Here is an 11,721-nt window from a genome sequence, read left to right as displayed (position 1 = left end):
ACCTGCGCGCGCCGTATGATCCCGACATCTCCCTCGCTGGCCGCCGTGATCTTCGACATCGGCGGTACGCTTATCTACCCCTCCACGACTGAAGGGGATAACATCGCGCACCTGACGGAGTGGCTGCGGGCATCGGGCCATCCACCGGAGCTGGGCGCCGCGGTCCGTGAAGCCCGCCGCTGGATGTGGAAGATGACCTCAACTACCGGCCGTCAGCACACGACGCAGGAGGCGGTCCGCCGGGCGGCCGATCAACTGAACCTGGGGACGACCGAAGGCGGGTTTGTCGAGGCCGCCGAGCGTGTGTTCTTCGAGCCCGAACTGGCAGGATACCGTGCCTTCCCGGGCGCGGTGGAGATGCTGAAGCAGTTGAGCAAGGCCGGCCTCCGGCTGGGGTGCGTCTCGAACGCATCCTCTCACTGGCTGATCGAGCAGATCGTCGAGCGGATGGGCTTCGGTCCGTACCTGGATCCCGTGGTAACGTCGGCAGGATTTGGCAGGACCAAACCCGACCCTGCGATCTTCCACTCGGTGCTCAACCTCTGGGGCGTGGAGCCGGCGCGCGCCGCGATGGTGGGCGATACGCTGGAAGCCGACATCGGCGGCGGGCAGGGCGTCGGGATGCGTACGCTCTACGTGACGATGACGCCCAACCCTGACAACGTCAACCACCGCAACCTGAAGCCTGATGCGGAGGCGGCGTCGCTGGAAGAGGCGGCCAGGATTCTGCTGACGTGGCAGGGGGCCTGAGCCGCGGCCCGCGCGGAGCGGGCCAGCGCGCTAGTGGCTACGCGGCTCGGAGGGCCTGATCGAAGTCCGCGATCAGGTCCTCCACGTCCTCCAGCCCAACCGAGACGCGTATCAGGCCGTCGGTTATCCCGGACCGCTCCCGGTCTTCCCTGGGAATCCCCACGCTGCTCGTTGACGCCGGATGCGTCACCAGGGTCTCGTGGCCGCCCAAACTGACCGCCAAACTGGCGACCCGCAGGCCCTCGACCGTGCGCACGCCGGCCTCGAAGCCTCCGCGTGCTTCGAACGAAAGCATCCCGCCAAATCCGCGCATCTGCCGCGCGGCTACGACGTAATCGGGATGTGACGACAGCCCCGGGTAGTGGACCCGTTCCACCCGCGGGTGGCCTGCCAGGAACTCGGCCAGGTGCGCCGCGTTGTGATTGTGCCGTTCCACCCGCAGTCCCAGCGTCCGCAGCCCGCGCACCAGCAGCCATGACGCGAACGGATCCAGCACCGGGCCGAGAATCCGGAGCATGCGCGTGGCCCGCTTGACCAGGTCGCGCCTTCCTACAATGACCCCGGCGGTGACGTCGTGGTGGCCACCCAGGTACTTCGTCGCGCTGTGCACGACCATGTCCGCGCCCAGCGCGATGGGCGTCTGATTGAACGGTGACGCGAAGGTGTTGTCGGCAATCGTAACAGCGCCGGCCTTCCGTGCCAGGCCTGTGATGGCCGCGATGTCGGTGACCTGCATCAACGGGTTGTTGGGCGTTTCGATATATAGCAGCTTCGTGTTGGGTCGCACGGCCCGCTCGTAGGTCGCGGGGTCAACCGAATCAATGAACGTAACCTCGACCCCGTGTTGCGGGGTCACCTCACGGAACAGCGTGAACGTGGCCTGGTACACAGCGCGCGGGGAGACAACGTGATCGCCGGGCTCCAGCACCGCCAGCGCCGCCGTGGATATGGCCCCCATGCCTGACGCCGTGGCGAGCGCGTCCTCACCGCCTTCGAGTTCGGCCATCAGCTCCTCGAAGAGTCGCGTCGTGGGATTGCCCCAGCGCGTGTAGTACCAGCCGCCGCCCGCATCGGCCCCCAGCCGGGCGCCCTCGGCCATCGAGTCGAACTGAAAGGTGGTGGTCTGGTAGATCGGCGGGCTCACCGACTTGAGCGGATCGCGCACCGTACCGCCGTGAATCGCGCGCGTCTGAAAACCTGTGGTCTTGCTCATCGTCTGGCCTCCACCGGGATCTCCGCCCGGCCCGGATTGAGTTCGGCGATCACAATCCCGATGAAGATCAGCGCGGCGCCCCACGCCTGGCGTCCCACAAGGACCTCGCCCAAGATGTGGAACGCGGCGATCGCGGCCGCAACCGGCTCGAACGCGAACATCAGTCCGGTGTGCGCCGGGGTGGTGAACCGCTGCGCCCACGACTGCACCAGCAGCGCCGCCAGCGTGCCCGTGACCGTCATGAACAGGATCATGCCCCAGATAAGGGCGCCCGCGGTAGCCACCGCCGGCAGGGATCCCTCCGTCAGCGCGGCCAGCACGCTCAGGACGGCGGCCACCACCACCTGCACCGTGGTCAGCGTAATCGCATCCATGCGAGGCGCCAGCCTCCCCATGATGACGATGTGCATCGCGAAGCACACCGCGCATGCCAGCACAAACAGGTCGCCAACGTTGACCGCAATCGCTCCGTTCAGCGTCAACAGCGCGAGTCCAACCGTAGCCGCGGCGATGCCCGTCGTAACGCGCTGGTGCGGAACCCGCCGCATCCACACCGCCCAGATTACCGGCACCATGACCACGGAAAGCCCGGTGATGAACCCGGCCTTCGACGCGGTGGTGATTCTCAAACCGATCTTCTGGAGGGCGAATCCCAGGAACAGCACTACGCCCAGGAGGGCCGACGCGGTCCTGTCACGCCTGGCCAGCACCGCAGCACGGCGTAGCATAAAGGGGAGGAGCACCAGCGACGAAAAGCTGAACCGGACCGCCATGTAGGCAAACGGCGTCAGGGTCTCCAGAACTATCTTGCCCAGCGGAAAGGTCAGACCCCAGAGCGCCGCAATTGCCAGCAGGGCGAGATCGGCGGAGAGTCGACGCAGGACTGATGGCCCGCTGGCGGAGGCGGCGCTCATGATCTTAGCATCATAGGAAGGGGGGTTACTTGCCTCGAAACGCCTTCGCGAACGCCTTGTGCTCGATTCCAGCGTGTGTCAGCTCTGCAGCCAGAAGCTCGCGCTTCACCTTTCGGTGGTCGGGAATCACAACGAGAACGGGAGGATTTCCACCCTCCTGTCTGAGAATGAGTAGGTCTTCCGCTGGACCACTTTGCCCATGGTCTGACAGGTCTGCTTCTCGCGGGATTCCATAACGAGTGCTTCGATGAAGGATGGAATCAGGTCCCGCATGTTCTCTTGGAGTTCCTCCATGGTCTCGCCTTGAGTGGCGCTCCCCGGTAATTCCTCCACGTACCCTACGTAGCCGCCGTCTGCAGACTCTGCCACGATCACGGTCAGCTTGAGTTCCTTTCTTCGCTTCGCCATGATGTGTCTGCCCTCCGAGAATACTAACGCCCTGTCTGTCACCTCTGTTCCCTACACAGCACGGGTCCGGCCGTGCGGTTCAGGATGACTTGCCTGTATCCCGACCGGTACGACAGACCCCTCTCCTCCTCCTGCTACTGTTGCTACTACTACCATCGCCACCTATGGGCGTTTCTAACAGGTCTGGGTCGGAATTGCGCGGCTGACAGCAGGCATCGCACCGCCCCGAACGGAAACAATCCGCAGCGATGCTGACTCCCGACGGCTGGATCGTGCTCTCCATCCTCGCCGGAGCCCTGGCGGCCTTTGCCTCGGGACGCCTGCGCCCCGAGATCGTCGCCATGTCGGTCGTGCTGGCCCTGGGCCTAAGCGGGGTGACTACTCCTGCCGCGGCGTTTGCCGGATTCGGCGACCCGGTCGTGGTCACCATCGCGTGCCTCCTCATCGTCAGCGCGGCCCTGGAGCGCACCGGGGTGGCGGCGCTCTCCGCACGCCTGCTCCTCCGCGCCGTGGGATCCCGCGAGGTGGCGCTCATCGTAGCGCTGATGGCGGTGGCCGGCGTTCTGTCGGGGTTCATGAACCTGGTCGGCGCCGCGGCCATACTCCTGCCGGTGGCCATCGCCGCCAGCCGTCAGGCAGGCATCAGCCAGTCCCGGCTGCTGATGCCGCTGGCGATTGCCGCCCGGCAGGGAGGTTCCCTCACGCTCATAGGCAAGGCCTCGAACCTCATCGTCAGCGGGCTCCTCGTTCAGGCGGGATACGCACCGCTCTCGTTCTTCTCGTTCTTCCCGGTCGGCATAGCAATGCTGGCGGCCTCCATCATCTTCATGGCCACGCTGGGACGCCGGCTCCTTCCGGCGCGGATGCCCGAGGGGGCGATACCGGCGGCGGGTCCCCATCAGGACCTGCTGGAAGCCCGCAGACTCTCGGCACCGGACGAGTCACGGCCCCTCCGCACCGCGCAGGTCCCGTACGCTCTGCTCGCGCTGGGAGCGGTTATTCTCTCCGGGGCCACTGGCGTCGTGCCGGTGAGCCTGGCAGCGGTACTGGCGGTAGGCATCGTGATCATCGGCGGCTGCGTGAGCGCAGCCGAGGCACCCCAGGTAATAGACTGGCCCACTATCATCGTCGTTGGGAGCCTGCTGCCGCTGGGAGCCGCGCTGCACACCACCGGGGCCGCGGCGGCGGTCGCGGGCGCGATGCTGCCGCTGGCCGGGGACGCGCCATTCTCGGTCCTCGCGGCGATCTGCCTGGCCACGTTTGTCGTTGGGCAGTTCGTACCCGCCATCCCCACGACGATCCTGATGGCGCCGATTGCCCTCAGCGCCGCCACGAAGCTGGGCGTCAACCCGGTGCCCTTCATGATCACGGTTGCGGCGGCAACGTCGGTCACCCTGCTTACACCGATAAGCCACCCGGTCAGCATGATGGTCATGGTGCCCGGCGGATACCGGTTCGGCGACTACGCGCGGGTCGGCGCGCCGCTGGCGCTGCTGCTGGGTGTGACGCTGCTGGCGGTTGTTGCTGCGGTCTGGCGGTTCTAGGGTACCACGCAAAGACCCCCGCCCCCAAAGGGTGCGCTCAACCGCTCCCCTCCGGCGCACTACGGTGTTCATCTTGGGGCGGGCGCGGGGACGGGGGTCATATCACCGCTGCTAGAATAACCCCGCCACCAGAAGGTTTCAATCCGGTCCTCTTCGCGCAGGAGGACCTCCTTCCGCGGGAGGCAGGCGTCTGCCCCGTGCGTCTGCACGTTCCCCTCTCCTTTGGCCACGATCAGGTCGGGAATCCCCGGCCTTCCCGCAACCACCGCCGTCTTGACCCCGAGATTTGTGGGAATCCGCAGGGCTCCGCCGCATGCCCAGAGAAGAACGAAGCACCGATGCGTCTGGGAGCGCACGTCTCCATCAGCGGATCGCTGGACCTGGCCATTGACCGCGCGGTGGCAATGGGCTGCGACTGCCTGCAGATCTTCTACGGATCGCCGCGACAGTGGCGGGGCAGCGTCTATCCCGATGACGTGCTCGAGCGGTTCATCCAGAAGCGGCGCGCCGCCGGCCTCGATCCGCTGGTCGCGCACGCCGCCTACCTGGTGAATCCGGGCACGCCGGACCGCGATCTCCGGCGCCGGTCCGTCGCATCGCTGCTGGCCACGCTGCGCGGCGTCGAGCGGCTGGAAGGCCTGGGCGCAATCACGCACCTGGGCAGCCGTCTGTCCTCTCCCAGGGGCGCGGCGCTGCGCCGGATAGCCACCGCGGTCCGGCAGATCCTCGGCGCCACCGAGCGCGCGATGGTGCTGCTCGAGAACAGCGCGGGGTCCGGCGGCACGCTGGGCGCCACATTCGACGATCTGGCCGCGGTGCTGGACGGAGTTCACGGCGATCCCAGGGTCGGCGTGTGCTTGGACACCGCGCACCTGTTTGCCTCGGGCTGGGACCTGCGGACGCCGGCGGGGATCGAGGATATGATCGGCGCGGCGGACCGCACGGTGGGATGGGATCGCGTGCGAGTGCTCCACCTGAACGACTCGCAGGGCGCCCTGGGATCGCGTCGCGATCGTCACGCAAACATCGGCGAAGGCCTGATTGGGGCGGGCGGGTTTCGTGCGCTCCTCGCGCACCCGCGCCTCCGGGCCCTGCCGGGCATCATTGAGACACCCGGATTCAACAGTGAAGGCCCGGACGCCAAGAACCTGGCGCGCCTAAGACGTCTGGCAGGGATCGGGCGGCAGGCCGGCGTCAGACGGGCCGGCGTCAGGCGGGCGGCAACCCGGAAGGAGGTCCGCGATGGAGACCGACCGGTTCGTTGAGGTGATGGGGGCACGCGTCCGTTACCGCGTCGAGGGCAGCGGTCCGCCCGCGGTCCTGATCCACGGTATCGGCGCATCGCTTGAGTTCTGGCAGTGGACGGTTCCGGCGCTGCGCGAGCGGTACACCACGATCGCGCTCGACTTCCCTGGGTTTGGGCTGTCGGACCCGATCGCCACAGCCGCCACGCCTGAGGGCTCGGCAGCGGCCACCCTGGCATTCATGGACGCCGTAGGCGTGCCGCGCGCGGTAATCATCGGCTCCTCACTAGGCGGCGCGATCGCCTCGCTCGCAGCCGGAACCGCGCCCGAGCGCTGCGCGGCACTGGTGCTGGCCGCGCCCGCCGGCTTCGGCACCGGACTGAGCACTACGCTGCGGCTGATGACGATCCGCTGCGTAGGAGAAGGATTCCTGGCGCTCACCTGCCGCTTCCCCCGGCTGGGACTCCGGGAGGCGTTTGCCGACCAGCGCCGCATCCCTGATGCGCTGGTCGAGATCACCCGGCGCAACGCCGCGCGCCCAGTGACGGGCGAGACCTTCTTGAATACGCTCCGGGCTTCGGCGACGCTGCGGGGCGTACGGCCGGAAGTCGTGGAGCAGGCCAGGGCGGTCGCGGCGCGCATCACGGCGCCCACCCTGATCGTCTGGGGCACACGCGACCATGTCATCCCCCCGGACCAGGCAGAGGTCGCGGGCCGGACGATCCCGGGCGCGCGGGTGCACATCATGCAGGGGATGGGGCATGTCCCGTTCATCGAGGACGCCGGCGCCTTCAACGCGACGCTGTCCGCCTTCCTGGGAGGGGGCGGGTGAACGGCATCCCCTGCGCCCACCACGCCGACCGACTTGCGCTGACCTACTGCTCGGGATGCGGCAAGGCGTTGTGCGGGAGCTGCGTGGTTCGGCTGGGAACGGGCAACTACTGCAGGGCGTGCGCTGAGGCGCCCGACCTCCGACCCCGCAGGGCCCGCGGCCGGAGCGGCCGAACATGGCTCTGGGTAGGGATCGCGGTGCTGGTCCTAGTTGCCTACGTGGTCTCTAGACTCTTCTAAAGGAGAAAGCCGTGTTCACGACAATTCTCTACCCTACGGACGGATCCGAGCACGCGCGCAAGGCGCTGACCATCGTAGCAGGCATCGCCCGGCGCTACGGCGCGACCGTGGTCGTGCTGACGGCCTTTGAGCCCCTGCCCAGGGATCTGGGGTCGCCGTACCTCGAAGAGCTCATGGCCAAACGGCTGGCTGCAAGCGAGGCGCTTGTTCGAGGGGCGGCGGAGGTCCTGGAGGAAGAAGGCGTGGCGTACGAGGAGTCGGTTTTGGAAGGCCCTGCCGCTCACGCCATCCTGGACGTGGCGCGCGCCCGCGGGTGCGACCTGATCGTGATGGGCTCGCGCGGGCTGGGCAGGGTGGGCGTGGCGCTGCTGGGGTCTGTCAGCGCGCGTGTGATCCACGAGGCCCACTGTCCAGTGATGGTTGTCCGGTAGTCGCACGCCAGGTAATCGCACACTTGAAGGAGGCAGGCATATGACGCGGTGGAACGCCCTTCCGGTTCTTCTGGTAGTGGTGGTGCTGTTGGCCATGACCGCCGGCAGCGGCGGCGCGGCCCCGGCCCCGGCGCGAGGGGGCACGCTGACGATGGTGATCGGCTCGGATCCTCCCTCGCTAGACCCGCACCGCACGCCGTCGGTCAACATCGCGCACGCGGTGATGTACGAAACCCTGGTGACCGTGGACCGGCGCACCGGCGAGTTCATCCCGGGGCTGGCCGAGTCCTGGGAGATCTCCCAGGACGGCACGGCTATCACCTTCAAGCTCAGGCGGGGAGTGAAGTTCCACGACGGCACCCCGTTCAACGCGGCCGCGGTCAAGACCACGTTCGACCGCCTGGTGAGCAAGGAGACGAATGCGCCCGGGGCATCGTGGGTCGGCACGCTGACGCGCACCGACGTGGTGGATGACCTCACCGTGCGCCTGGTCTTCTCCAAGCCGTACGCGCCGATCTTCTCGTCGCTGCGCATATCGTTCCTGGCGATCCTCTCCCCGACGGCCATCGCGAAGATGGGCGCCGACTATGGGCAGAACCCGGTCGGAACCGGACCGTTCCGTTTCAAGCAGTGGATCCCGAACGACCGGATCGTCTACGAGCGGAATCCGGACTACGCCTGGGGACCCGCGCACTACAAGAACCGCGGCGCGCCCAACTTTGACCAGCTCATCATCCGGATTGTGCCGGACGAGTCCACGAGGGTGATCGCGTTCGAGAGGGGCGACATTGACATCCTGCCCGGCGCCCCTGCCCGCGATGCCAGGCGCATGATGCGCGAGGGCAAGTTCCCGTTCATCCAGATCCCCACCACCAGCGGCACCTACCTTGGGTTCAACGTCAAGAAGCCCCCGGTCAACGACGTGCGCGTGCGCCGGGCCATCGGACACGCGACCAACACCGACGAGGTGGCGCGCATCGCGCTGGAGGGCCTGGCGGTACCGATGCTCAGTCCGATCGCGCCGACGATCTGGGGCTACTGGGATGGGGTGAAGCAGTTCGCGCTCAACTACGATCTCGATCGCGCCAGGGCACTCCTGGCCGAGGCCGGCTACCGGCCGGGGCCGGGCGGCGCGATGATTAAGGACGGCAGGCAACTGGAGTTCACTGTCTGGACCTACGCCCGCATGACCAACGTGCGCGTGGCCGTCGTCCTGCAGTCGCAGCTACGGGCGGCCGGCATCAAGCTGAACATCGAGCAGATGGAGCCCGCGACGCTCCTGGCCTCAACCCAGCGCGGGGAGCACGACGCGATTATGATCTCGTACGGGTGGCCGGACGCCGACATCCTCTTCTACTTCTTCCACAGCAGCCGGCTGCCCACGACCAACCGCGTGCACTACGTCAACCCCCAGGTGGACAAGCTGCTCGAAGACGGGCAGACGACCGTGGACACGGCCAAGCGGCTGGAGGTCTACAAGCAGCTCCAGCGGATTCTGCTGGCGGAAGTGCCCTGGGTGCCGTTGGCGTCGGAGCTCTCGGTCAACTTCAACCAGACGGCGATCCAGGACGTCTACTACGATAAGTTCGGGAACCTGCTGTTGCTGGACGCCTTTCGGACGCGCTAGGTGATCGGGTGGCGGGCAAGGGAGCAGGCGGTCCGCGGCGGGATCGCGTGAACTGAGCCGTGTTTCACTACGTCGCCAGGCGGCTGCTGCACCTGATCCCGGTCCTTCTGGGAATCTCGTTCCTGGTGTTCCTGCTCGTCCATCTGGTGCCCGGGGATCCGGTCCGCGTCATGCTGGCGGACGCCGGATCCCCGGAGCAGGTGGAGCGGATGCGCCGGCAGCTCGGCCTGGACCGGCCCATCTACGTTCAGTACGCCTCGTTCGTCGTGCGCGCCGCGCAGGGGGACTTCGGGCGATCCATCCACACGCGCCGGCCGGTGGCGCAGGAGATCGCGTACCGGATCCCCTACACGGTGCGCATGGCGGTGGCGGCCACGCTCGTCGCGGTCGCGATGGGCGTGGTGCTGGGCGCGATCGCGGCGATGCACCACCAGTCGGCGCTCGACTACGGCACGATGGTGGTCGCGCTGGCTGGCGTCTCGCTGCCGAGCTTCTGGTTCGGCCTGGTGCTCATCCTCGTCTTCTCCCTGCACCTGCGCTGGCTGCCACCGGCCGGCGCGGACAGTTTCCTGCACCTGATCCTGCCCGCGATCACGCTGGGCACCGGAGCCTCGGCCATCATCGCCCGCCTGACGCGCTCGTCCATGCTGGAGGTGCTGAGTCAGGACTACATCCGTACGGCGCGCGCCAAGGGCTTGGGCCCCCGACGGCTCGTGTACCGGCACGCGCTCAAGAACGCGATGATACCGGTGGTCTCGATCGTCGGGATGCAGTTCGCCAGCCTGCTGGGCGGCGCGGTGATCGTCGAAACGGTGTTCGGGTGGCCGGGAATAGGCCGGCTGGCGGTGGACGCGATCTTCACCCGCGACATCCCCGTGATCCAGGCGGTGGTGCTGGTGGCGGCGGTGATCTTCGTCTTCATGAACCTGCTGGTGGATCTGCTCTACGGCCTGCTGGATCCCCGCATCCGGTACGGATGATGGACACCGGGCGGTCGCACTGGGCAATCGGGTTCAGCCGGATGCGCCGCAACCGCGGCGCGACGGCCGGCGCGATCATCGTGCTGCTGTTCATCGCCGCCTCGGCGCTGGCGCCGTGGCTGACCGACGATGACCCCATTCAGGTGCAGTTCGACCAGCGCTTCGCGCCGCCGTCGGTGCGGCACCCCCTGGGAACCGACTCGTTCGGTCGGGACCTGTTTAGCCGCGTGCTCTATGGCGGCCGGCTCTCGCTCTCTGTGGGACTGATCGCCATCGCCATCTCGGACTCGATAGGCATCCCGCTCGGGCTCATCACCGGGTATCGCGGGGGGCGGTTCGACGATGTGATGATGCGGCTCGTGGACCTGTGGCTGGCGTTCCCCGGCCTGCTGGTGGCCATCGCGATCGTGGCCGTCCTCGGTCCGGGCCTGCAGAACGTCATGATAGCCATTGGGATCGGCGGCATCCCGGGACTGGTGCGGCTGGTGCGCGGCAACGTGCTTTCGGTGCGGGAGCAGGAGTTCGTGGACGCGGCGCGCGCGATCGGAGGAGGCGACGCGCACATCGTGCGAGCGCACATCTTCCCCAACGTGCTCGCCCCTATCGTCGTGCTGACCACGCTGCGCCTGGCCGGCGCAATCCTCTCGGGCGTGGGGCTCAGCTTCCTGGGCCTGGGCGCGCAGCCACCGTCCCCTGAGTGGGGCGCGATCGTCGCCGAGGGCAGGTCCTACCTGCGCGAGGCATGGTGGGTCTCGACGCTGCCCGGCGTGGCGATCTTCATGACGGTGATGGGGTTCAACCTGTTGGGCGACGGCCTGCGGGACGCGCTCGATCCGCGGCTGCGGTAGTCCGTCGGTAGCCCAGAGTCTTGCCCGTGCGCAGCCCTGTCAGCGCCAGCGCGCACGCCACCTGGTAGCCGGCGGCGACCGGATCTACTACCGGGATGTGGAGGTCATCCTGCAGGCGCGCAGCGGTCCCTGTCAGCGCAGCGCACCCAAGGATGATCCCCTCCGCGTGGTCTTCATCCCTGGCGGCCCGCGCTTCCCGGTGGATCGCCTGGTAGCAGCCTTCCGGGTCGTCCTGGATCGCCTGAACCGATAGCTCGATGGACCTCCAGGCGCATACGCGGTGCGCCATCCCGGTGTGGCGCGCGTTCTGCTCCATCTTCGGCAGCCACTTCCAATCCCCGATCAGAACGGCCAGCCGCGAGGCAAGGAAGCCTCCCAACACAAGGCTCGCCTCGGCGATCCCAACAACCGGGACCTCCAGCGCCTCACGCAGCTCCCACATTCCGGGATCATAGAAGCAGCCGATGCTGACCGCCCCTATGCCGTGCTCCTCCACATAGCCGGGAAGGATCCGGAGCATCTGTCCAACCGCCGCATGGTCGTCGGTAGAGTGCTCGAGGTCCGCAGGGCCATCAGGAAGGTCAATCACGTGCGCGTCCATGTCCGGGGTCAGGGCCGCCAGGCAGGCCCTCACCTGCTCCACCCGACCCGGGCGGGCGCAAACCGGAATGACGTGCAGCACGGCGGGCAT

At 67.5% G+C, this 11,721-nt stretch carries 13 protein-coding genes; 9 read left to right on the top strand and 4 right to left on the bottom strand.

The features are described 5' to 3' along the window. Positions 1 to 15 precede the first annotated feature (15 nt). Positions 16 to 750, top strand: a complete 735-nt coding sequence (locus RDU83_01575) for an HAD family hydrolase (GenBank protein ID MDQ7839700.1) — start codon at positions 16 to 18, stop codon at positions 748 to 750. A 37-nt stretch (positions 751 to 787) separates the two neighbouring features. Here the strand turns inward: RDU83_01575 and RDU83_01570 are convergent, their stop codons facing one another. From RDU83_01570 to RDU83_01560, 3 genes are all read right to left on the bottom strand, one after another. Further along, positions 788 to 1,963, bottom strand: coding sequence for an aminotransferase class I/II-fold pyridoxal phosphate-dependent enzyme (locus tag RDU83_01570; protein ID MDQ7839699.1), 1,176 nt, complete (start codon positions 1,961 to 1,963; stop codon positions 788 to 790). Continuing rightward, positions 1,960 to 2,877 (bottom strand): DMT family transporter, encoded by a 918-nt coding sequence (locus tag RDU83_01565; GenBank protein MDQ7839698.1) that lies wholly within the window; start codon positions 2,875 to 2,877, stop codon positions 1,960 to 1,962. The genes RDU83_01570 and RDU83_01565 overlap by 4 nt, the downstream gene beginning before the upstream one ends. Before the next feature lie 126 nt (positions 2,878 to 3,003). Further along, a complete protein-coding gene (locus tag RDU83_01560; GenBank protein ID MDQ7839697.1) occupies positions 3,004 to 3,285 on the bottom strand; it encodes a type II toxin-antitoxin system HicB family antitoxin in 282 nt (93 codons plus the stop codon). Positions 3,286 to 3,533: 248 nt separating this feature from the next. On the opposite strand from RDU83_01560, the gene RDU83_01555 reads away from it, so the two are divergent. From RDU83_01555 to RDU83_01520, 8 genes are all read left to right on the top strand, one after another. Further along, entirely contained in the window at positions 3,534 to 4,829 is a 1,296-nt protein-coding gene (locus tag RDU83_01555) for an SLC13 family permease (GenBank protein MDQ7839696.1), read from the top strand. 338 nt (positions 4,830 to 5,167) lie between these two features. Beyond that, complete coding sequence (locus RDU83_01550) at positions 5,168 to 6,094, top strand: deoxyribonuclease IV (GenBank protein ID MDQ7839695.1); 927 nt, start codon at positions 5,168 to 5,170, stop codon at positions 6,092 to 6,094. Beyond that, entirely contained in the window at positions 6,072 to 6,905 is an 834-nt protein-coding gene (locus tag RDU83_01545) for an alpha/beta fold hydrolase (GenBank protein ID MDQ7839694.1), read from the top strand. The genes RDU83_01550 and RDU83_01545 overlap by 23 nt, the downstream gene beginning before the upstream one ends. Continuing rightward, the gene (locus RDU83_01540) at positions 6,902 to 7,144 is read left to right on the top strand and encodes a hypothetical protein (protein ID MDQ7839693.1); all 243 of its coding nucleotides are present in this window, start codon (positions 6,902 to 6,904) and stop codon (positions 7,142 to 7,144) included. The genes RDU83_01545 and RDU83_01540 overlap by 4 nt, the downstream gene beginning before the upstream one ends. A gap of 11 nt (positions 7,145 to 7,155) precedes the next feature. Beyond that, on the top strand, positions 7,156 to 7,575 hold the full coding sequence (locus RDU83_01535; protein ID MDQ7839692.1) for a universal stress protein: 420 nt from the start codon (positions 7,156 to 7,158) through the stop codon (positions 7,573 to 7,575). Positions 7,576 to 7,615: 40 nt separating this feature from the next. Next, the gene (locus RDU83_01530; GenBank protein ID MDQ7839691.1) at positions 7,616 to 9,202 is read left to right on the top strand and encodes an ABC transporter substrate-binding protein; all 1,587 of its coding nucleotides are present in this window, start codon (positions 7,616 to 7,618) and stop codon (positions 9,200 to 9,202) included. Positions 9,203 to 9,261: 59 nt separating this feature from the next. Then, positions 9,262 to 10,182, top strand: a complete 921-nt coding sequence (locus RDU83_01525) for an ABC transporter permease (protein ID MDQ7839690.1) — start codon at positions 9,262 to 9,264, stop codon at positions 10,180 to 10,182. Continuing rightward, complete coding sequence (locus tag RDU83_01520) at positions 10,179 to 11,030, top strand: ABC transporter permease (GenBank protein MDQ7839689.1); 852 nt, start codon at positions 10,179 to 10,181, stop codon at positions 11,028 to 11,030. Before RDU83_01525 ends, RDU83_01520 begins: the two co-directional genes overlap by 4 nt. Here the strand turns inward: RDU83_01520 and RDU83_01515 are convergent. Next, positions 10,978 to 11,721 (bottom strand): aspartate/glutamate racemase family protein, encoded by a 744-nt coding sequence (locus RDU83_01515; protein MDQ7839688.1) that lies wholly within the window; start codon positions 11,719 to 11,721, stop codon positions 10,978 to 10,980. The genes RDU83_01520 and RDU83_01515 overlap by 53 nt on opposite strands.

It is taken from the genome of bacterium, assembly GCA_031082185.1.
Lineage (GTDB): Bacteria > Sysuimicrobiota > Sysuimicrobiia > Sysuimicrobiales > Humicultoraceae > VGFA01.
This window is presented reverse-complemented; position numbering and strand designations above follow the sequence as displayed.

Bases quoted from the DNA above. Each gene is read 5' to 3' on its own strand.
- RDU83_01575 (MDQ7839700.1), top strand. From the start codon at position 16: ATGATCCCGACATCTCCCTCGCTGGCCGCCGTGATCTTCGACATCGGC.
- RDU83_01570 (MDQ7839699.1), bottom strand. From the start codon at position 1,963: ATGAGCAAGACCACAGGTTTTCAGACGCGCGCGATTCACGGCGGTACG.
- RDU83_01565 (MDQ7839698.1), bottom strand. From the start codon at position 2,877: ATGAGCGCCGCCTCCGCCAGCGGGCCATCAGTCCTGCGTCGACTCTCC.
- RDU83_01560 (MDQ7839697.1), bottom strand. From the start codon at position 3,285: ATGGCGAAGCGAAGAAAGGAACTCAAGCTGACCGTGATCGTGGCAGAG.
- RDU83_01555 (MDQ7839696.1), top strand. From the start codon at position 3,534: ATGCTGACTCCCGACGGCTGGATCGTGCTCTCCATCCTCGCCGGAGCC.
- RDU83_01550 (MDQ7839695.1), top strand. From the start codon at position 5,168: ATGCGTCTGGGAGCGCACGTCTCCATCAGCGGATCGCTGGACCTGGCC.
- RDU83_01545 (MDQ7839694.1), top strand. From the start codon at position 6,072: ATGGAGACCGACCGGTTCGTTGAGGTGATGGGGGCACGCGTCCGTTAC.
- RDU83_01530 (MDQ7839691.1), top strand. From the start codon at position 7,616: ATGACGCGGTGGAACGCCCTTCCGGTTCTTCTGGTAGTGGTGGTGCTG.
- RDU83_01520 (MDQ7839689.1), top strand. From the start codon at position 10,179: ATGATGGACACCGGGCGGTCGCACTGGGCAATCGGGTTCAGCCGGATG.
- RDU83_01515 (MDQ7839688.1), bottom strand. From the start codon at position 11,721: ATGCCCGCCGTGCTGCACGTCATTCCGGTTTGCGCCCGCCCGGGTCGG.